Source organism: Vogesella fluminis, assembly GCF_014652335.1.
Lineage (GTDB): Bacteria > Pseudomonadota > Gammaproteobacteria > Burkholderiales > Chromobacteriaceae > Vogesella > Vogesella fluminis.
In genome coordinates this window covers 1-20953 of sequence record NZ_BMYP01000032.1, presented here as the reverse complement: position 1 = coordinate 20953, position 20953 = coordinate 1, and the positions used below count along the sequence as shown (strand labels likewise).

Here is a 20953-nt window from a genome sequence, read left to right as displayed (position 1 = left end):
CAAGCGCGCGCTCAGCGCTGTGCCGCGGCCAGCGAGACCCCGAAGTACACAAAGCTGCCGGCGGAGAGCTTGCCGAGCAGGCGGCCGCCGCGCTCCGACTGCAGCCAGCCCTTGGCGCGGCGGGCAAACAGCGCGTAGCCGCAGTGGATCACCACCACCAGCGTGCTGTAGGTCAGCACCAGGGTGGCAAACTGCCGCGGATAGGGCTGTGCCGGATCGATGAATTGCGGAAACACCGACAGGAAGAAAAAGATTGCCTTGGGATTGGTCAGCTGCAGCGACAGCCCCTCGACAAAACGCCGGCCAAGGCTGGCGTCGTGGGTCGGCTGCGCGGTGAAGCTGAATGACGGCGCACGCCACAGACGGATGGCGAGATAGAACAGGTAGGCGGCACCCAGCAGTTTCAGCACGGTAAACGCCAGCGCCGACGTTGCCAGCAAGATGCCGAGGCTGGTGGCGGAGATCGCCGCCACCAGCATGGCGCCGGCGGCAATGCCGACAATGCCGCCCAGGGTGCCACGCAGCCCGAAGCGCAAGGCATTGCTCAGCGTCATCACCACCCCGGGGCCGGGACTCAGGACCGTGGTGGTCGCCATCAGCAGGAACAGTAGATAGAGCTTCATTCGGGTCTCCTCGGCAGCAGGCATGGCCGCAAATAATACCATCGACATAATCGGCCATGGCGCCCGGCGAACAAAAACAGGCGCGGACCCCGACGCCAAGCCCAGTCAGCCGCCGCTCACACCAGCCGCCCGCCGCGCACCTTGTAGCCCAATTTGGCCAGCTGGCCGATGGCGCCGCCGCTGTGGTTGGCGTGGGTCAGCGCCACCGCCAGCGCGTCGGCGGCGTCGGCCTGCGGCGTGCCGGACAGGTTCAGCATGGTCACCACCATGAACTGCACCTGCTCCTTGGGCGCCTTGCCCTGCCCCACCACCGACTGCTTGACCTGCAGCGCGGTGTACTCCGCCACCGGCAGATCCTTCATCACCAGCGCCGTCATGCAGGCGCCGCGCGCCTGGCCCAGCATCAGCGTCGCCGCCGGGTTGACGTTGACGAACACCTGCTCCAGCGCCGACTCGGTCGGCTGGTAGGTGGCGATCACGTCGTGGATGCCGTGCACCAGCACCTTGATGCGCTCGGCGAGGCTGGCGCCCTGCGGCGTACGGATGGCGCCGGAGGCGACGTACAGGCGCTGGTTGCCGACGATGTCGATCACCCCGAAGCCGGTGATGCGGCTGCCGGGGTCGATGCCGAGGATGCGGCGTTTCACGCTTGCGGCCAACCTTTGGCGATGGCGTCGGCCTCCGCCAGCCGCTCCGGCGTGCCGACATCCAGCCACAACCCGTCATGGCGGGCGCCAGTCACCTGGCCGTATGCCATGGCTTCGCGCAGCAGCGGCGCCAGCCTGGCCGGCTGGTGGGCCGGAATGGCGGCGAACAGCGCCGGGTGGTACAGGCCGACGCCGGAGAAGGTCAGGCCGATGCCGTCGCTGGCGTTGCCCGCCAGCTTGCCGTCGGCCAGCAGGCCGAAATCACCGCCCGGGTGATGCGGCGGGTTGGCCACCAGCAGCAGGTGCGCCAGGTGCCGCGCGCCGTCCAGTGCGGCCAACGTTGGCCGCAAGGCGGCGAAGTCGACGTCGGTAAGCACGTCGCCATTCACCACCACGAACGGGTCATCGCCCAGCAGCGGCAGCGCGGTGGCGATGCCGCCGGCGGTTTCCAGCGCGCTCTTTTCGCGCGAGTAGGCCAGGCGCACGCCGTAACGGCTGCCGTCGCCCAGCGTGGCTTCGATCCGGTCGCCCAGCCAGGCGTGATTGATGACGATGTCGGTAAAGCCGGCGGCGGCCAGGTGGCGGATATGCCAGGCAATCAGCGGCTGCCCGCCTACCGGCAGCAGCGGCTTGGGAGTGTGGTCGGTCAGCGGCCGCATGCGTTGGCCGCGGCCGGCAGCGAGGATCATTGCTTTCATGGGGTCGGCTTCCTGACACCGGCTGGCAGCGGCCACGCAGACGGCGTGACCGACGCCAGGCCGGGTTTACTGGTCGGACGAGATGCGGGTATGGCTGAACACCGAGCCGATGCTGTCGTCGTTGTCGTCCTCATCGAGGCCGACCAGCTCCACGATCAGCTGGTACAGCGGCGCCAGCTCCTGGTAGCGGCGGCTGGTCTTCTTCAGGTACTTGATGAAGCGCGGGATCTCGGCGCGGTACTTGTCCTTGCCGTCGCGGTGGTACAGGCGGGCGAAGATGCCGGCCACTTTCAGGTGGCGCTGCACCCCCATCCACTCGAAATCGCGGTAGAAGTCGTCGATGGTGGCCGCCACCGGCAGCCCGGCGGCACGCGCCTTTTCCCAGTAGCGGACGGCGATGTCGAGCACGAATTCCTCGTCCCAGCCGATGAAGGCGTCACGCAGCAGCGACACGATGTCGTAGCTGACCGGGCCGTACACCGCGTCCTGGAAATCGAGCACGCCCGGCTTGCCCGGGGTCAGCATCAGGTTGCGCACGATGTAGTCGCGATGCACGTAGACCTTGCCCTGCGCCTCGATGCGCGGCAGCAGCACCTGCAGCGCCGCGTCCCACAGCTGGCGCTGGGCGTAGGTCAGCGGCTTGCCCAGCTCCTTGGCCACGTACCACTCCGGGAACAGGTTCAGCTCGCGGCTGAGCAGCGCGTGGTCGTAGTCCGGCAGCACGCCGGGCTGGCTGATCTTCTGGATCTCGATCAGGGTATCGACCGCTTCCAGCAGCAGGTGCTTGCGCACCATTTCCCACTCATCGTGCTGCAGCGCCGCCAGCAGGGTGATGGTGCCGAGGTCTTCCAGCAGCATGAAGCCCTGCTCGCGGTCGCGCAGCAGGATCGCCGGCACGTTGGCCGCCGGCGCAAACAGCTCGCGCACGCTGACGTAGGCGTCGGTGTTCATCTTTTCCGGCGGCGCGTCCATCACGATGCGGGTAGTGCCATCGGGGAAGGTGGCACGGAAGTAACGGCGGAAATCAGCATCGGCGGCGGCGAATTCCACCGCGATGTCTTGATCGGGAAACTGCGTGGCCAGCCACGCCTTGAGGGCTTCGAGTCGCTGCATAGTCGCGTATATCGGCAAATTGGGTACAATGACGCGATTGTAACCCGCTTTGACCGCGCCCCGACATGGCCGGCCCGACTTCTTCCAAATGCAGACACGCTTCCGTTTGACGCCCGTGGTGGCGGCCTTGCTTCCCCTGTTCCTGCTGCCGCCGGCACAGGCGGATTCCCTGCCGGCGGGGACGCTGAGCGTCGAATCCGACACCCTGAACGGCCAGATGGACGTCGAGCTGAAGGCCAGCGGCCAGGTGAAGGCCGTCCGCGACGACCAGACCGTCGAGGCCGACTGGCTGGAATACTTCGTGCAGCGCCAGCAGCTGCGCGCCGGCGAGCGGGTGCGGCTGACGCAGGCGGACGGCCGCATCGAGGCCGAGCAGCTCGACTACCTGCTGGGCGAGCGCAGCGGCAGCGCCAGCAACGCGAGCTTCAGCTTCGGCCGCGACGGCAAGACGCTGCACGGCAATGCCGGCAAGCTGGAATTCCAGGGCAAGGACAACTACCGCCTGCAGCGTGCCCGCGCCAATACCTGCGCCCCCGACGACGACTCCTGGTACCTGAAGGCCGGCACCATCGACCTCGACTACGGCCGCAACGTCGGTGTGGCGCGCAATGCGCGGGTGGAGTTCCAGGGCGTGCCGATCCTGTACACGCCATGGATCGATTTCCCGCTGGACGGCGGCCGCAAGAGCGGCCTGCTGTTCCCCACCATCAGCACCGGCAGCGACGGCCTGCAGGTGTCGCTGCCCTACTACTGGAACATCGCGCCGAACTACGACGCCACCATCACCCCGCGCTACATCGAACAGCGCGGCATGATGCTGGGGCTGGAAGGCCGCTACCTGCTGCCGGGTGCCCAGGGCCAGCTCTATACCGAGCAACTGCCCGACGACAGAAAAAGCGAGCGCAGCCGTTTCCTGTGGAAAGGCGAACATGTGCAGCAGCTGGCACCGGCGCTGGGCGCGGGCGTCAACGGTGTGTATGTGTCCGATGACGACTATTTCGACGACTTCGGCGACCGCGTCAGCAGTGCGGCCAACGTCAACCTCAAGCGCGAGGCCTGGCTCAGCTACCAGCCGGAGTGGGGCTCGGTAACGCTCAAGGCGCAGCGCTACCAGACGCTGCAGGACGACAGCGGCACGGTGGAAGAGCCGTACGCGCGCCTGCCGCAGCTGAGCATCAACGCCCGCCAGCAGTTCGCCGGCTTCAGCAGCAACCTTGAAAGCGAGCTGACCCGTTTCAGCCACAGCAGCAAGCAGGAAGGCACGCGCCTGGTGGCCTACCCCAGCCTGAGCTATGCCATCGAACGGCCATGGGGCTTTCTGCGCCCGAAAGTCGGCATCCACTTTACCCGCTACGAGCTGGACAACAGCGACAGCAGCCAGGCGGTGCGCAGCGACGAGCGCACGCTGCCCATCGTCAGCCTGGACAGCGGCCTGTATTTCGAGCGCGACAGCACGCTGTTCGGCCGCGACATCAACCAGACGCTGGAGCCGCGCCTGTTCTACGTAAAAATCCCGAAAGTCGAGCAGTCCAGCCTGCCCAACTTCGACACCTCGGAAAACGACTTCAACTTTGCGCAGCTGTTCACCGAAAACCGCTTCTCCGGCCACGACCGCATCAATGCGGCCAACCAGGTCACCGCGGCGCTGACCAGCCGCTATCTGGACAAGGAAAACGGGCTGGAACGCCTGCGCATCGCCATCGGCCAGCGCTTCTACCTCAGCCGCGACGACATCCGTCTCGACGGCAGCAGCAGCGAACGCAGCGAGGCCGGTTCCGACCTGCTGCTGACCATCGGCGGTGACCTCAGCCACAATCTGCGGCTGGATGGTTCTTACCAGTACAACCAGGCGCTGTCCAAGACCGAACGCTACAATGCCCAGCTGCGCTACAACCCGGCACCGGGCAAGACCGTCAGCGTGCGCTACCGCTACGGCCGCGACGAGCTGATCGGCAGCGGCAGCGAGCGCGATACCCTGCGCCAGATCGATGTCGCCGGCCAGTGGCCGATCGCGCCGCGCTGGTACGCGGTGGCACGGCAGAACTACTCGCTGCGCGACAAGAAAGCGCTGGAGCAACTGGCCGGGGTGGAGTACAACGATGGCTGCTGGAGCATGCGCGTGGTCGGCCAGCGCTACGTCACCGACCTTAGCAAGACCAAGAATGCCGTGTATCTGCAGCTGGAACTGAAAGACTTCAGCAGTGTCGGCAACAATCCGCTCAATGCCCTGCGCCTGGCCATTCCGGGCTACAGCCCAATCAACGAGACAACAGGTAACTGATGAAACAGCTCCTCCTTGCCGCGACCCTCGCCCTTTGCCTGGCCACCCCGGCCAGCGCTGCCGTGCAGACCGCCGACCGCATCGTCGCCGTCATCAACAACGGCGTGATCACGCTGAGCGAACTGCAGCAGCGCGAAGCCGAAATCACCGCCAGCCTGAAACGGCAGAACGTGGCGCTGCCGCCGGCCAGCGTGCTGTCGCGACAGGTGCTGGACCTGATGGTCAACGAGCAGCTGCAGTTGCAGTACGCCGCCAGCAATGGCCTGCGCGTCAGTGAAAGCGAAATCGACCAGACCCTGCAACGGCTGGCGGCGCAGAACAAGACCGACCTGCAGGGACTGTACGCCCGCCTGCAGCAGGACGGGCTGTCGCTGGAGCAGTTCCGCAAGAGCCTGCGCAAGGACCTGCTGCTGGACCGCATCAAGGAGCGCGAGATCGCCGGCCGCGTCAATGTCACCGACAGCGAAGTGGAGCAGATGCTGAAGAGCACCCAGGGTCTGTCCAACGCCGAGTACCGGCTGGCGATGATCCAGCTCAACGTGCCCGAGCGTGCCGATACCGCGCAGATCGAGAAACTGCGCCTGCGGCTGCAGGAAGCGCAGCAGGCGATCCGTAACGGCCAGCCGTTCGCCGAAGTGGCCGCCCGCTACTCCGAAGCCGCCACCGCACTCAGCGGCGGCGACATGGGCTGGAAAAGCGCCAGCGCGCTGCCGCCGGACTTCATCCAGCTGCTGGACAGCATGAAGGTCGGCGACGTCACCGACATCGTGCGCGCCAACGGCAGCCTGTTCCTGTTCAAGCTCACCGACAAGCGCAACAGCACCGGCGAGCAGCTGGTGCAGCAGCACAAGGTGCGCCACATCCTGATCAAGACCAACGAGGCCACCTCGGAAGCGGAAGCCCGCGCGCGCATCCTGCAGGTGCAGGACCGCCTGCAGCGCGGCGCCAGCTTCGAGGCGCTGGCGCGCCAGTTCTCCGAGGACGGCAGCGCCTCGCTCGGCGGCGATCTGGGCTGGCTCAACCCCGGCGATACGGTGCCGGAATTCGAGCACGCCTTCACCGCACTGCGGCCCGGCCACAACAGCGAACCGGTACGCAGCCCGTTCGGCTGGCACCTGATCCGGCTGGAAGAAGTGCGCAGCCAGGACGTGTCCGGCGAACGCGCCAAGTTGGCGATCAAGCAGCAGATCCGCCAGCGCAAGGCAGAGCAGAACTACAACGACTGGTTGCAGCAACTGCGCGCCTCGGCCTTCATCGATGACCGGCTGATCGAAAAATAACCCTCAAGGCCGATGCTTGCATCGGCCTTTTTTATCGCTGGAAGGCTCATGTCCACCCCGCTCCCCCTCCTCGCCGTCACCGCCGGTGAACCGGCCGGCATCGGCCCCGACCTGGTGCTGCGCCTGCCCGAGCTGGCACTGCCGGCGCGCTGCGTCGTCATCGCCGACAAGACCCTGCTGCAACAGCGCGCCGCCGCGCTGGGGCTGCACGTGCCGCTGCACGACTACCGGCATGACGTGCCGGCGCCGGCCGGGGCGCTGGAGGTGTGGCACGTGCCGCTGGCCGCGCCCTGCCAGCCGGGAGTGCTGGATGCGGCCAACGGCCGCTACGTGCTGGCCACGCTGGACGTCGCCATCACCGGCTGCGTGCGCGGCGAGTTCGCCGCCATGGTCACCGCGCCGGTGCACAAGGGCGTGATCAACGATGCCGGAGTGGCGTTTTCCGGCCATACCGAATACCTCGCCGAGCACACCGCCACGCCGCGGGTGGTGATGATGCTGGCCGGGGCCGGCATGCGCGTGGCGCTGGCCACCACCCACCTGCCGCTGCGCGAGGTGCCGGACGCCATCACACAGGACAGTCTCAGCGAAGTCATCCGCATCCTGCACGCCGACCTGGTGAGCAAGTTCGGCATCGCCGCGCCACGCATCCTGGTCGCCGGCCTCAACCCGCACGCCGGCGAGGGCGGCCACATGGGGCGCGAGGAGATCGACGTCATCGAGCCAACGTTGGCCGCATTGCGCGCGGAAGGCATGAACCTGATCGGGCCGCTGCCGGCCGACACCCTGTTCAACCCGGACAAGCTGGCGCAGGGCGACGCGGTGCTGGCGATGTACCACGACCAGGGCCTGCCGGTGCTCAAGTACGCCAGCTTCGGCGCCGGCATCAACATCACGCTGGGCCTGCCCATCATCCGCACCTCGGTCGATCACGGCACCGCGCTCGATCTCGCCGCCACCGGCCGCGCCGATCCCGGCAGCCTGTTCGAGGCGGTGCGACTGGCAGCCCAGCTCGCGACCTGACACCCCCCATTACACCCCGCTGGCGGCCAACCCTGGCCGCCGCTTGCCGTGCTGCGCCCGCTAAAAATCGGCCCGCGTCATTTGCATAATGCCGACAATATCCAATCACTAACGGTTATATCGGCCTGACGTGAGCGGCATTTTTCGCGGCGCAGCATTTGCGGTAAAATCGCGGCGATTCTCCACAAATAATCGCCGAAGTTCAGGGACATAATGAGCGCCACCACTCACACACGCGTGCGGGAAATCCCGTACAACTACACCTCATATTCGGATCGCGAGATCATCATTCGCCTGCTGGGCGAACCGATGTGGCAATTACTCGAAGAGCTGCGGGCAGAACGGAAAACAGGCCGTTCTGCCCGTATGCTTTTCGAGGTGCTGGGCGATATCTGGGTGGTGGACCGCAACCCCTATCTGGTAGACGACCTGCTGGACAATCCGCAGCGCCTGAGCGCGCTGGTCGGCGCGCTGCGCCATCGCCTGGGCGAAGTGGAAAAGCGCCGCGACGGCAACGACAAGGTTGGCCACATGATCGCCGCCGCCTACGCCGCGGTGGACAGCTTCGAACAACAGTTCGGCGAGACGCGCGAGCTGCGCGCCGCCATCCTCAAGCGCTTCGGCAAGATCACCCGCCGCGACAACATCCTGTTCGACGGCCTGGCGCGCGTGTCGCACGTGACCGACGCTACCGACTGGCGTGTGGAATACCCGTTCGTGGTGCTGTGCCCGGACAGCGAGGCCGAGATCGCGCCGCTGGTGAAGGCCTGTATCGAGCTGGAGCTGACCATCATCCCGCGCGGCGGCGGCACCGGCTACACCGGCGGCGCCGTGCCGCTGGATCGCCGCAGCGCGGTGATCAACACCGAAAAGCTCGACCGCCACCTGGGCGTGGAATCCATCGAGCTGCCGGGCCTCGCCGGCAAGCGCGCCACCATCCAGTGCGGCGCCGGTGTGGTCACCGCACGGGTATCGGAGGCGGCCAGCGCCGCCGGGCTGGTGTTCGCGGTCGATCCGACCTCGGCCGAGGCGTCCTGTATCGGCGGCAACATCGCGATGAACGCCGGCGGCAAGAAGGCGGTGCTGTGGGGCACCACGCTGGACAACCTCGCCAGCTGGAAGATGGTCGATCCGGACGGCAACTGGCTGTTCGTCGAACGCATCGGCCACAACTACGGCAAGATCCACGATGTGGACGTCGCCAGCTTCCGCGTCACCCGCCTGCAGGACGACGGCCAGACCGTGATCTCCAGCGAGCAGCTGGACATCCCCGGCCGTAGCTTCCGCAAGGTCGGCCTCGGCAAGGACGTGACCGACAAGTTCCTCGCCGGCCTGCCCGGCGTGCAGAAGGAAGGCACCGACGGCATCATCACCAGCGCGCGCTTCGTGCTGCACCGCATGCCGGCACACATTCGTACCGTCTGTCTGGAGTTCTTTGGCACCGTCGCCGAAGCCACACCGGCCATCGTCGAGATTACCGACTACTTCAAGCCGGGCGGTGCCGGCCTGGTGGCCGGCGTGCAGCTGGCCGGCCTTGAGCACCTCGACTGGCGCTACGTGCGCGCCGTCGGCTACGCCACCAAGGCCAAGAGCCGTGGCCGGCCGAAGATGGTGCTGATCGCCGACATCGTATCCGACGACGAGCGTGCGGTAGGCGAGGCGGCGAGCCAGGTGGTGCGCTACGCGGGCGCGCGCCACGGCGAAGGCTTCATCGCCGTGACGCCGGAGGCGCGCAAGAAATTCTGGCTGGACCGCTCGCGCACCGCCGCCATCGCCCGCCACACCAACGCCTTCAAGATCAACGAAGACGTGGTGATCCCGCTGGATCGCCTGGGCGACTACAGCGACGGCATCGAGCGCATCAACATCGAGCTGTCCATCGCCAGCAAGATCAAGCTGCTGGACCAGCTGGCCGAGTTCTTCCACGGCCGGCTGCCGGTGGATACCGAGGGCGGCACCATCTCCGCCGATGAGCTGATCGGCGACCGCCGCGAAAACGCGCTGGAGCTGATCGCCAATGTACGCAGCCGCTGGCAGTGGCTGCTGGACAACCTGGACACGCCGCTGGCGCAGTACCAGCAAGGTTGGCCGCAAGCACCGCTGGAAGACGCTGCGGCCAATCCCGAGGCCAGCGTGTTCACCGCCATGCGCGACTTCAAGCTGCGCGTGAGCTGGAAGCGCGAGCTGCAGGGTGACCTGCTGGGGCTGTTCAACGGCAAGGCCGACAGCACCATCACCGAAGCCATCGCCCTGATCCAGCAGAAGGTGCTGCGCGGCCGCGCCTTCGTGGCGCTGCACATGCACGCCGGCGACGGCAACGTGCACACCAACCTGCCGGTGAACTCCGACGACTACGAGATGCTGCAGACCGCACACCGCGCGGTGGAGCGCATCATGGCGCTGGCACGCAGCCTGAACGGTGTGATCTCCGGCGAGCACGGCATCGGCATCACCAAGCTGGAATTCCTCACCGAGGAAGAAATCCAGCCGTTCCGCGACTACAAGGCGCGCGTTGACCCCAACGGTCACTTCAACCGCGGCAAGCTGCTGCCGGGTGCAAATCTGGCGATGGCATACACGCCGTCGTTCTCCTTGCTGGGCGCCGAGTCGCTGATCCTGGAGCAGTCCGACATCGGCCAGATCTCGGACATGGTCAAGGACTGCCTGCGCTGCGGCAAGTGCAAGCCGGTGTGCTCCACCCACGTGCCGCGCGCCAACCTGCTGTACAGCCCGCGCAACAAGATCCTCGGCGTCGGCCTGTTGACCGAAGCCTTCCTGTACGAAGAACAGACCCGTCGCGGCGTATCGCTAAAACACTTTGAAGAGCTGTCCGACGTGGCCGACCACTGCACCGTGTGCCACCGCTGCGTGAAGCCGTGCCCGGTGAAGATCGACTTCGGCGACGTGTCGGTGGCGATGCGCAACTTCCTGCGCAAGACCGGCAACAAGAAGTTCAACCCGGGCACCGCGCTGGGCATGGCCTTCCTCACCGCCAAGGACCCGGCCACCATCAAAGGTATCCGCAGCGGCCTGGTCGGCGGCGCCTACAAGCTGCAGCGCCTGGGCAACCGCATCGGCAAGAAGCTGGGGCTGACCGGCAGCCAGACGGCGCAGCCGCCGGCAACGCTGGGCAAGGCGCCGATCAAGGCGCAGGTGATCCACTTCATCAACAAGCCGATGCCGGGCGGGCTGCCGAAGAAGACCGCGCGCGCACTGCTGGACGTGGAAGACGGCAACGTGATCCCGGTGATCCGCAATCCGAAGGACAGCGAGGACGCCGAAGCGGTGTTCTACTTCCCCGGCTGCGGTTCGGAGCGCCTGTTCAGCCAGGTCGGCCTCGCCACCCAGGCGATGCTGTGGCACGTCGGCACCCAGACCGTGCTGCCGCCGGGCTACCTGTGCTGCGGCTACCCGCAGACCAGTGCCGGCTTCAAGGACAAGGGCGACGCCATCACCACCGAGAACCGCGTGCTGTTCCACCGCATGGCCAACACGCTGAACTACCTGGACATCAAGACCGTGGTGGTGAGCTGCGGTACCTGCTACGACCAGCTGGCCACCTACCGCTTCGAGGATATCTTCCCCGGCTGCCGCATCATCGACATCCACGAATACCTGATGGAAAAAGGCCTGAAGCTGGACGGCATCAGCGGCCAGAAGTACCTGTACCACGACCCCTGCCACACCCCGATCAAGGCCTACCAGCCGATGAAAGTGGTAAACGAGCTGCTGGGCGGCGGCGTAATCCAGAACGACCGCTGCTGCGGCGAATCCGGCACCTTTGCCGCCAGCCGCCCGGACATCGCCACCCAGGTACGCTTCCGCAAGGAAGAGGAGATCAACAAGGACCTGATCAAGCTCGGCGACGCCGACAAGCCGGTGAAGATCCTGACCTCCTGCCCGTCCTGCCTGCAGGGTCTGTCCCGCTACAGCGACGACACCGGCACCCAGGCCGACTACATCGTGGTGGAAATGGCCAAGCACCTGCTGGGTGACAACTGGATGAAGGACTACGTCGACAACGCTCGCAACGGCGGCATCGAACGCGTGCTGCTGTAAGGCGTCAGCGCCCGGCAAAAGGTTGGCCGCAAGCCCGTTACCGGCTTGCGGCCAACCTTTTTTCATTCTTGGCTCACAGCTCGCGCCGCACCGGCAGGAAGCCCGGCCGCCCCAGGTAAAAGCCCTGGTACAGCTCGACGCCGAGGCCGCACATCGCGCGGTACTGTGCCTCGGTCTCGATGCCCTCCACCAGCATGCGGCTGCCGACCTCCCAGCCCAGCTGCAGCACCGCCGCCAGCCGGCCGTTGTCGCCCTGCATGTAGTCCAGCAGCAGGCTGCGGTCGATCTTGATGATGTCCGGCCGCAGCGCACGCACCCGGCCGTGACCGGAAGCCATGGCACCAAAATCGTCCACCGCGATACCGAAACCGACTGCCGCCGCTACCCCCAGCGCCGCCGACAGCGCACCATCGCCCTCTTCCACCTCGTACTCCACCACCTCCAGAATCACGCGGCCATTGTCGATGCCCAGCTGTTGCAGCCGCTGCTGCAACAGTGTGTAGTCACCGCCGTGGCCGGCCTCGTGCACCACCGTCAGCGGCAGCAGGTTCAGCGTCAGGCAGCCCGGCTCGGCGCTGGCGGCGAAATTGCGGATGTGGATCACCCGCGCCAGGCGGTCGGCGTCGATCTGCTGCAACGGCGGCAGGCCGGCGAAGAAGTGGTCCGGCCGCACACTGTCGCCGGTGGCGTCGTGCACCCGCAACAGCGCCTCGTGGCCGAACACGCCACCGCTGCGATAGAAGATCGGCTGGAAGCAGCTCTGCAACCAGTAATCGGCAAAGCGGGCGACATGGCGCTGTGCGGTATCGCGCTGCAGGTGCTGTTCGAATGCCTGCTGACTGTTGAGTCGTGCCATCATGCCTCCGCCGCTGGCTTGTCCATCAGCTCAGCATAGCAAGGCCCTGCCATCACCGACCGCGCGCCAACAGTCCCCGGCAGCATGGCACGCCCGCTCTTCCGCTTGCCTTGTCGGGATACGAATGTTATCTTGGTACATATGTACCACATGAAATGACGGGGTTCACCATGCCCGAACAAGCACCCATCGTGGTGGAACGCATCCAGACCGGGGTGCGGCTGGAGAAACGGCTGGTCAAGGTGCTGAAGGCCCTGGCCGAGCACAAGGACATGACGCTGGGCGACCTGCTGGAAGGCATCGTGCTGCACGCCTTCGACGGCAAGCCGCCGTTTTCGCCGGAAACCCTGGCCACCATCGCCCAGCTCAAGGCCATCTACGGCCTGGACCTGGATGCCGAAGCCAGCCACCGCCTGCAGGACCGCAAGGGAGAGTGAGCCCGTCGTTTGCCGGTGACATGCCATGCCGCGCGCCATGGGGCGCTGCGGTGTACCCGTTTTTTTGGAAAGGGCACACATGTTCCAGGCATTACAGCAGCACCTCAGCGGCGAATTCACCCTGCCGCTGGACATCGACACCGCTTATCCGCTGTTCACCCCCGCCGGCGAAACGCTGTGGGTACCGGACTGGCAACCGCAGTACTTCCACCCGGCCGACGGCCACACCAGCGCCGGCATGGTGTTCGCCACCGGCCACGGCAGCGAGAGCACGCTGTGGACATTGGCGGATTACGATCCTGCCGCCTATCGCTACCGCTATGTGCGGGTCACGCCCGGTTCGCGCTTCGTGCAGGTACAGGTAAGCTGCCAGGCGCTGGATGCGGCCAGCACCCGCGTCCAGGTCAGCTACACCCTGACCGGACTTGGCGAGGCAGGCAACGCCGCCATCCGTGATTTTGCCGCCGGCTACGCGGCCATGCTGGCCGAATGGCACAGCCTGATCCTGGCTTGGCGCGCCCGCGAAACCAGCGTCAACAGACCCTGACGAGGCAGCCGTCAAGGGTTGGCCGCAAGCATCCCGCCGCCGGCCAAAACAACCCTGTCGCGGGCGGCGGATTTGCTGTTAGCATGCGGCTTCCCCGGTCGGCTACCGCCGGCCGGGCCCACCGGAGACCGCCATGAGCCATACCGCCCTGCTTGTCATCGATTTCCAGTACGGCCTGATCGACATGGAGCCGCGCGCCACGCGCGGCGCCGAGACCCTGGCCAGCCTCAACCGCCTGATAGACCACGCCCGCGCCTGTGGCCACCGCGTGCTGTTCATCCAGCACCACACCGACGACCTGCCGCGCGGCAGCGAGGCGTGGCAGCTGCACCCCGGCCTGCAGCGCCAGCCGGACGACCCGGTGATCGAAAAAACCGCCTGCGACAGCTTTCTCGACACCAGCCTGCGCCAGTACCTGGACAGCGAGGAGATCGAGAACCTGTGGATCGGCGGTTACGCCAGCGATTTCTGCGTCGATACCACCGTGCGCCGCGCCGCCTCGCTCGGCTACGCCGTCACCGTGGTGGCCGACGCCCATACCTGCAAGGATAGACCGCACGCCAGCGGCGACACGCTGGTTGCGCACCTGAACTGGCTGTGGGCGAACATGGACGTGCCGGGCAACCCCATCCGTGTGCTGCCGCTGGCGGCGCTGCAGGCGGAAGACTGAGGCGGAAATACAAAAGGTTGGCCGCAAGCCGGTGACAGGCTTGCGGCCAACCTTTTTGCACGTCCGGCTCAGTTCGCCAGATGCGCGGCGGCGCGAGCGCGGATGGTGGCGAAGTCTTCGTCCAGCAGCAGCTGGCCGTTCTCCCACACCACGCGCATCTGCAGGTCGGCGTCGCTGACCCGTTCCAGGGTGTTGACGCCCCAGGCGCCGCGGCTGTCGCGCGCCGCCACCACGCGCCCGCCCAGCGAGCGTTTGCCGGGGTCGGTGACCGGGTCCTTGAACACGTCGCGCCACTGGCCGCCGACGCTGATCGCAGAGCACTTCAGCGCCATCTTGTGCGTATCGCGGTCCAGCTTCTGCAACAGCTCGGCACCCATGCCGAAGGCGACATTGTCGGCGCTGTAACCGAGCTTGGCCAGCCGCGACAGTATCGCATCGATACTGGCGAGGTTCACGCCATCGCCCTGGATCACGCGCACGTGGTTCAGCACGCGGTAGCCCTTGCCGTTCAGCGTGGTGCCGAAGCTTGCGGCCAACCTTTCCACCACCTCGGCCACCACCTGCACCGGTTCACCGGAATCGGGGCGGATCACCACCGTGGCGCCGCTGTCCATCACCTGCTGCCGCAGCCGCTCACCCCACAACTCGCTGACGGCGTGGAACACGTCGTAGCTGTCGCTGACCACCGCCAGCAGCGCGCCGGGTTTGGCGAAGTGGGCCAGCATGTTGCCAAAGGCCTCGCCCTCGTGCCGCCGGCCCCAGGCGGTGATGGTGGCGTGCTCGGCCGCCGGGATCGAGAACGCCGCGCACGGCTCGTGGTAGTGGCGGCGCGCGGCGACCAGCGCCGCCAGCGTGTCGCTGCCCATGAAGTTGACCAGGTGCGCCATGCCGCCGATTTCCGAGCTTTCGTAACTGGACACGCCGCGCGCGCCGAAATCGTGCAGCTTGAACGGCAGGCCGGACAGGTCGTCGGCGGTCTGCAACAGATAGCGGCGGATGATTTCCTTGGCGCGGAAGCTACGCGTGGCGACGCTGATCGGGTACCACACCCGCAGCAGCGCCGTCTCCAGGAAGGACACCACCCAGAACAGCTCCGGGTCGGTGGACTCGATGGTGACCATCGGCACCCCGGTCGGAATCAGCTCGCCCTCGGCCACCGCACGGATGCGCACCGGCCAGTAGCCGTGGTGCTTTTTGACGATGCGTTCGAAGCCGGCGCGGTTAAACGGCAGGCCGTGCAGCGCGGCCAGCGCCTCCGCCTCGGCGATGTGCGCCATCGTGATGCGCTGGCTGAGGTAGTCCTTCAGCAGCGCCTGCAGGCCGAAAAACAGCACGTGCGAGGCGGTGCCGCCACGCGCGGCCACGTAGGAATACATGCCGTCGGTGCCGGGCGGGTACTGCACCCAGTGACTGAGCTTGTAGGAATCGCTATTGAGAATGGGATTGACGGTCATGGCGGCATTCCAGCCTGGGAAATGCCCACAGCTTACCCCTGCGTCACCTGGCTGTCATGTCTTGCACTGCGGTGCGGCAGCCTCATCGCGAATCAGCTCGCTCTCGGCAAAACCCCACAAACGGTAGGCCCAGAAGCCCTCGTCGCAGTACAGCCGTTCGCGCATTTCGCCGGGAGTAAAGCCGGTGATGCGCCGCGACTGGCGGATCAGGTGCGACTGGTCGCTGTAACCGTATTCGGCCGCCAGCGCACTCATGCTCACCTCGCCGTGCAAGCCATCGGCCACCGAGGCAAGAAAAACACGCTCGGCCCGCCCGAGGCCCTGCAGCTCGCGCAGTGACTGGCCGCTCCACTGCTTGATGCGGCGCTCGATCTGCCGTGCGCTGCGGCCGATGCCCGACAGCGAAGCACGCAGTGCCAGATGCTGCGCCCAGTCCTGGTTGATGCGGCTAAGCCGCGACTGCGCCGGCCGCACTTGCGGCCAACGTTGGCCGATAAAGGTCTCGATCAGAAGCAGCCGCGCCTCGTCGCCGGCCGCCTGCATCACGGCACGGCAAAAGTCCTGCCAGTCGGCCGGCAGCAGTTTGTCAAAGCCGGTAAAACGGTTGAGCAGCTCACCCGGTTCGATGCCGGTCAGCGCGGCAAAGGCATCCGGCGGAAACAGCAACATCATGCCATAGGTGTCAGGCGCGGCATGACTGCAACTGGGGCGGGTAAACGGGCCGCTGACGCAACAGGCTGGCAGACGCTGGCGCAGACTGTCCGGGCCGGGAAGGCTGCCGGGTGCCAGGCTGTCGCTGTAACCGCTGAAAAACCAGCTAAGCGCACACAAGGGCGAGGCCGGGAAATAACTGTAACGCTGTGCATCGGGCAACGCGATGCCGCGGATATCGCGTGCCACCACCGCACGCACGGCGGCGGCCAGTGCCGGCCCGGGCAGCCATATCTCGTTGCGGGCGGCCGATAGCGGGCTGGCGGCAGGAAGCGGGGGCTGGTCTATCTTGAACATGGCTGTATTATAGGATCACGTCATGCAATGCACATGTCGCAATCCTTCAATACACGGCACCGGGCCGACGCTAAGCTGGGTGTCATTGCGGCCAACCTTGTGGAGCCATCATGCCTACCGTGCACCTGGTCGATGTGTGCAAGACCTATCATCTGGACAGCGTGGCCGTGCCGGCCCTCAGCGGCATCAGCGCCGCCATCCAGCCCGACTGCTTTACCGTGCTGGCCGGCCCGTCCGGCAGCGGCAAGACCACCCTGCTCAACCTGATCGGCGGCCTGGACCGCGCCGACAGCGGCCGCATCGAGATTGCCGGCCAGGTGCTGGATGCACTGGACGACGACGCGCTGTCGGACTTCCGCGCCCGCCACATCGGCTTCGTGTTCCAGCACTTCAACCTGCTGCCGGTGCTGAGCGCCTACGAAAACGTGGAGTATCCGCTGATTCTGGCCGGCGTGTCCCGCGCCGCCCGCCGCCAGCGCGTGCGCGACATGCTGGCCGCGGTGGGGCTGGCCGAGCGCATGGATAACCGCCCCGGCCAGCTGTCCGGCGGCCAGCGCCAGCGCGTGGCCATCGCCCGCGCCCTGGTGGGGCGGCCGGCGCTGGTGCTTGCCGACGAACCTACCGCCAACCTGGACAGCCATACCGGCGCCGAGATCATCGCGCTGATGCGCCGCTTGCAGCGCGAGCACGCGGTATCGTTCGTATTTTCCTCGCACGATGCACAGGTCATCGCCGCCGCCGACGCGCTGCTTCCGCTGTGTGACGGCCGCCTGCAAAGCATGCAGGAGGGCGCGGCATGAGCACCCTGCTGCTGGCCCTGCGCAACCTGTTGCGCAACCGTCGCCGTTCGCTGGCCACCCTGCTCACCATGGTGGTGGGGCTCACCGCCATCCTGCTGTTCGGCGGCTACCGCTCCAACATCCAGTACGGTTCGCTCACCGGCTTCGTGCAGTTCACCGGCCACCTGCAGGTACAGCGCAGCGGCTATTTCGAGGAAGGCAGCGACAACCCGGCCGCCTACGGCATCCGCGACTATGCGGCGCTGATGGCCAGACTGCGGCAGGATGCGCAGCTGGGCCCGCTGCTGAACGAGGTAACCCCGGCACTGCAGCTGGGCGGCATCGCCGGCCGCTTTGCGGCCAACGTGTCGCGCTCGGTGCTGGTCAACGGCGTGGACGCGGCCGCCCGCAACCGCATGCTGCGCTGGAACGAATACGGCGTGGTGAGCTACGCCCAGCCGCTGGCGCTGGAAGACCGTACGGCGGACAGCGTGGTGGTAGGCCAGGGTGTGGCGCGCAAGCTGCGGCTGTGCGGCCTGCTGCCGGTCGGCATGCCGTGCACGCAGCCGGCCGCCGACAGCAACACCAGCCACGGCGGCAGCGATAATACCCCGGCCGAGCTGGCCGCGCTGTCACAGCAGGAAGCCGTACCCGCCGGCGCCGGCGCTGCGGCCAACCGTATCGAGCTGCTGGCCGCCAGCCAGCGTGGCGCCCCCAATGTGGCCAGCCTGCGGGTGGTGAAAGCCACCAATATGGGTATCAAGGCGCTGGACGACCTGTACATGGCCATGCACCTGCAGCAGGCACAGGCGCTGGTCTATGGCCGCGACACGCCACAGGTCACCGCCATCCTGCTGCAGCTGCATCGCACCGCCGACATCGACAAGGCACGCCCCCGCATCCGCACCCTGCTGGCGCAGCACGGCGGCGGCCAGGACCTGACGGTGCTGGACTTCCGCCAGTTGAACCCGATGTACGAGCAGACCAGCCAGTTCATGGACTCCATGTTCGGCTTCATCGCCATGCTGATCGGCGTCATCGTGCTGTTCACGCTGGGCAATACCATGAGCAGCGCGGTGGTAGAGCGCACCAGCGAGATCGGCACCCTGCGCGCGCTGGGCCTGCGCCGCGCCGGCATACGCCGCCTGTTCCTGTGCGAGGCGCTGCTGCTGGGCCTGGCCGGCGTAGTGCTGGGCGTGCTGGCTGCGCTGGCGGTGGCGGCGCTGATCAACAACAGCGGCTGGCGCTGGACGCCGCCCGGCTACGCCTATGCCTACCTGATCCTGGTGCGCGTGGGGCAGGACCTGCCGCTACTGCTGGGCAGCGTCAGCGGCATGCTGGGCGTGACGCTGCTGTCGGCGTGGTGGCCGGCGCGGCGCGCCGCCCGGCAACAGATCGTGGACGCACTGCGTCATAGCTGAGGAGCCCGACATGCACCGTATCCTTGCCACCCTGCTTGCCCTGTGCCTGTGCCGCGCCGCACTGGCGGCACCGGATGCGCAGGCCATCCTGGCCGCCAGCGACGCCGTACGCAATCCGGCCTTCGCCTTCAGCCTCAGCAACACCCTCACCGAGTACCGCAAGGGCAAGCTCAGCGACAGCAGCACGCTGGTGGTGTACTCGCGCGCCAGCGCCGGCGACGGGCAGTTCCGCAGCCTGGTGCGCTACCAGGCGCCGGCGCGCGACGTAGGCAAGCTCATCCTCTACAACGGCCGCGACCTGTGGTTCTACGACCCGGCCAGCAAGGCCAGCATACGGCTATCACCGCAACAGCGGCTGCTGGGCCAGGCATCCAACGGTGACGTGGTTACCACCAACTTCGCCCGCGACTACCGCGCCACCCAGGCCGTGGCCGAGAACACGCTGGACGGCGACCGCCAGAGCCGCGCCAGCTACAAGCTGCTGCTGGAGGCCGGCGGCGACGGCGCCAACTACCCGCGCATCGAGATGTGGGTCAGCCAGGACGGTGCACGGCCGATCAAAGCCCGGTTCTACGCCGACAGCGGCAAGCTGCTGAAGACCGCCTACTACCGCCGCTACCAGCGCTGGCTGGGAGTGGAGCGCCCCACCGAGACAGTGATCATCGACGGCCTGGAGCCAGACTGGATCACCGTGATGCGCTACAGCGACTGGACGCGGCGCGAGGTGCCGGAAGCCTGGCTGCAGCGCGACTACCTGCCGCGCTTCCAGCCGGAATGAAGCACCTGCTGCCGGCCACGCTGCTGGCCGCCCTGCCCGCCCTGGCCCAAACGCTGCCGGAACAGACACTGCCGGAGCTGGACGCCACCGCGCTGGCGCTGGCCGATGCCACACCGGACAGCACGGCACGGCCGGCTGACGGCCTGCGTTTCATCGAACTGGCGCACGACAGCAGCCAGTGGCAGCTGCCCGGCTACGCCCGCCACAGCCAGCGCCTGTCGCTGGCCTGGCGCGGCCAGCATAACGCCGCAGAGGGGCTGCAGCTGGCGTGGGCGGCACGCCAGGACTGGCGCCAGCCCGGCAACGGCCAGCCGAGCGGCGTGCTGACCGTCAGCGACGCCTACGCCGCCTGGCAGCCGGACAGCACGCACCAGCTGGCACTGGGCCGCATCAATGTGCGCCACGGCGTGGCCACCGGCTTCAACCCCACCGATTTCCTGCGCGAGGATGCGGTGCGCAGCCTGATCTCTGCCGATCCGGCCAGCCAGCGCGACAACCGCCAGGGCACGGTGATGCTGCGCGCCCAGCAGTGGTGGGACGGCGGTGCGGCCAACCTGCTGCTGGCACCGGCGCTGGACAGCAGCCCACGCCGGCCGACACTGCAGCCGGATGCCGACGCCACCAACCGCCGTACGCGCTGGCTGGCCAGCCTTAGCCTGCCGGCATGGCCACTGTCGCCGCAATGGCTGCTGTACCACGCCGCCGGCAACGGCACCCGGCTGGGGGCCAACCTCAGCACCGTCCTGGGCCAGGCCACGGTGCTGTACGGCGAGTGGGCCGGTGGCCACGCCCCCGGCAGCGGCTGGCAGAACCAGCTGGCGGGCGGTGCGCAGTACACCTGGCCGAACAAGCTGACACTGGGGCTGGAATGGCAGTACGACGGCAGCGCGCTCGACGCCGCGCAATGGGCGGCACTGGCGCGGCAACCGGCGGCCTACCTTGCGTATCGCGCACAGCAGCAACAGCGCGGCGGGCTGCCCACCCGCCGCCAGTGGCTGCTGCAGGCATGCTGGCAGGATGTACTGCCACGGCTGGACCTGGCCCTGCTGCAGCACCGCGACGGCCATGACCACAGCAGCCGGCTGTGGCTGGAGGCGCGCTGGCGTGGCACCCGCACCGACTATGCGCTGCAGTGGCTGCAACAGCAGGGAGCCCCCGGCAGCCAGTACGGCACGCTGCCGCAGCAGCGCAGCATGCAGGCGCTGGCACGCTGGTTTTTCTAGCAGCCTGTCGGACTTGGGCCTGCCCGAAGGCGGAATAGTGAAACGCAGGGCCGTTT

General features: G+C 67.1%; 18 protein-coding genes. 11 read left to right on the top strand and 7 right to left on the bottom strand.

Annotated elements, in window-relative coordinates:
* Positions 1-11: 11 nt before the first annotated feature.
* The 4 genes from IE083_RS12025 to amgK all read right to left on the bottom strand — a co-directional run bounded on the left by IE083_RS12025 (position 12) and on the right by amgK (position 3081).
* Positions 12-623: a LysE family translocator gene (locus IE083_RS12025; protein ID WP_189353866.1), complete on the bottom strand. Its 612-nt coding sequence runs from the start codon at positions 621-623 to the stop codon at positions 12-14.
* A gap of 116 nt (positions 624-739) precedes the next feature.
* On the bottom strand, positions 740-1270 hold the full coding sequence (gene ruvC / locus IE083_RS12020; RefSeq protein WP_189353864.1) for a crossover junction endodeoxyribonuclease RuvC: 531 nt from the start codon (positions 1268-1270) through the stop codon (positions 740-742).
* A complete protein-coding gene (gene murU / locus IE083_RS12015; RefSeq protein ID WP_189353863.1) occupies positions 1267-1968 on the bottom strand; it encodes an N-acetylmuramate alpha-1-phosphate uridylyltransferase MurU in 702 nt (233 codons plus the stop codon). Before murU ends, ruvC begins: the two co-directional genes overlap by 4 nt.
* Positions 1969-2034: 66 nt before the next feature.
* The gene (gene amgK, locus IE083_RS12010) at positions 2035-3081 is read right to left on the bottom strand and encodes an N-acetylmuramate/N-acetylglucosamine kinase AmgK (RefSeq protein ID WP_189353861.1); all 1047 of its coding nucleotides are present in this window, start codon (positions 3079-3081) and stop codon (positions 2035-2037) included.
* An 88-nt stretch (positions 3082-3169) separates the two neighbouring features.
* Here amgK and IE083_RS12005 point away from each other — a divergent pair, with 88 nt between their 5' ends.
* The 4 genes from IE083_RS12005 to IE083_RS11990 all read left to right on the top strand — a co-directional run bounded on the left by IE083_RS12005 (position 3170) and on the right by IE083_RS11990 (position 11724).
* Positions 3170-5362, top strand: a complete 2193-nt coding sequence (locus IE083_RS12005; RefSeq protein WP_189353859.1) for an LPS-assembly protein LptD — start codon at positions 3170-3172, stop codon at positions 5360-5362.
* Positions 5362-6642 carry a peptidylprolyl isomerase gene (locus IE083_RS12000; protein ID WP_189353858.1) on the top strand — a complete coding sequence of 427 codons (1281 nt, stop codon included), beginning with the start codon at positions 5362-5364 and terminating at the stop codon, positions 6640-6642. Before IE083_RS12005 ends, IE083_RS12000 begins: the two co-directional genes overlap by 1 nt.
* Before the next feature lie 48 nt (positions 6643-6690).
* Positions 6691-7665, top strand: a complete 975-nt coding sequence (gene pdxA, locus IE083_RS11995; protein WP_189353856.1) for a 4-hydroxythreonine-4-phosphate dehydrogenase PdxA — start codon at positions 6691-6693, stop codon at positions 7663-7665.
* A gap of 213 nt (positions 7666-7878) precedes the next feature.
* Positions 7879-11724, top strand: coding sequence for a DUF3683 domain-containing protein (locus tag IE083_RS11990; protein ID WP_189353854.1), 3846 nt, complete (start codon positions 7879-7881; stop codon positions 11722-11724).
* A gap of 73 nt (positions 11725-11797) precedes the next feature.
* Here IE083_RS11990 and IE083_RS11985 read toward each other — a convergent pair whose 3' ends face one another.
* The gene (locus IE083_RS11985) at positions 11798-12583 is read right to left on the bottom strand and encodes an EAL domain-containing protein (protein ID WP_189353853.1); all 786 of its coding nucleotides are present in this window, start codon (positions 12581-12583) and stop codon (positions 11798-11800) included.
* A 167-nt stretch (positions 12584-12750) separates the two neighbouring features.
* Here IE083_RS11985 and IE083_RS11980 point away from each other — a divergent pair, with 167 nt between their 5' ends.
* The 3 genes from IE083_RS11980 to IE083_RS11970 all read left to right on the top strand — a co-directional run bounded on the left by IE083_RS11980 (position 12751) and on the right by IE083_RS11970 (position 14234).
* Positions 12751-13017 (top strand): hypothetical protein, encoded by a 267-nt coding sequence (locus tag IE083_RS11980; protein WP_189353851.1) that lies wholly within the window; start codon positions 12751-12753, stop codon positions 13015-13017.
* 79 nt (positions 13018-13096) lie between these two features.
* Entirely contained in the window at positions 13097-13564 is a 468-nt protein-coding gene (locus IE083_RS11975) for an SRPBCC family protein (protein ID WP_189353849.1), read from the top strand.
* A 133-nt stretch (positions 13565-13697) separates the two neighbouring features.
* Positions 13698-14234: a cysteine hydrolase family protein gene (locus IE083_RS11970; RefSeq protein ID WP_189353847.1), complete on the top strand. Its 537-nt coding sequence runs from the start codon at positions 13698-13700 to the stop codon at positions 14232-14234.
* A gap of 68 nt (positions 14235-14302) precedes the next feature.
* Here IE083_RS11970 and IE083_RS11965 read toward each other — a convergent pair whose 3' ends face one another.
* The gene (locus IE083_RS11965; protein WP_189353845.1) at positions 14303-15688 is read right to left on the bottom strand and encodes a nicotinate phosphoribosyltransferase; all 1386 of its coding nucleotides are present in this window, start codon (positions 15686-15688) and stop codon (positions 14303-14305) included.
* A gap of 54 nt (positions 15689-15742) precedes the next feature.
* Positions 15743-16696 carry a helix-turn-helix domain-containing protein gene (locus tag IE083_RS11960; RefSeq protein ID WP_189353843.1) on the bottom strand — a complete coding sequence of 318 codons (954 nt, stop codon included), beginning with the start codon at positions 16694-16696 and terminating at the stop codon, positions 15743-15745.
* Between the two features lie 110 nt (positions 16697-16806).
* On the opposite strand from IE083_RS11960, the gene IE083_RS11955 reads away from it, so the two are divergent.
* Genes IE083_RS11955 through IE083_RS11940 form a run of 4 tightly spaced genes read left to right on the top strand, consistent with a single transcriptional unit; the run spans position 16807 to position 20897 of the window.
* Positions 16807-17496 carry an ABC transporter ATP-binding protein gene (locus tag IE083_RS11955; RefSeq protein WP_189353841.1) on the top strand — a complete coding sequence of 230 codons (690 nt, stop codon included), beginning with the start codon at positions 16807-16809 and terminating at the stop codon, positions 17494-17496.
* On the top strand, positions 17493-18896 hold the full coding sequence (locus IE083_RS11950) for an ABC transporter permease (protein WP_189353840.1): 1404 nt from the start codon (positions 17493-17495) through the stop codon (positions 18894-18896). The genes IE083_RS11955 and IE083_RS11950 overlap by 4 nt, the downstream gene beginning before the upstream one ends.
* A 10-nt stretch (positions 18897-18906) precedes the next feature.
* Complete coding sequence (locus tag IE083_RS11945) at positions 18907-19674, top strand: outer membrane lipoprotein-sorting protein (RefSeq protein WP_189353838.1); 768 nt, start codon at positions 18907-18909, stop codon at positions 19672-19674.
* On the top strand, positions 19671-20897 hold the full coding sequence (locus IE083_RS11940) for a hypothetical protein (RefSeq protein ID WP_189353836.1): 1227 nt from the start codon (positions 19671-19673) through the stop codon (positions 20895-20897). Before IE083_RS11945 ends, IE083_RS11940 begins: the two co-directional genes overlap by 4 nt.
* The last annotated feature ends 56 nt before the right edge of the window (positions 20898-20953 follow it).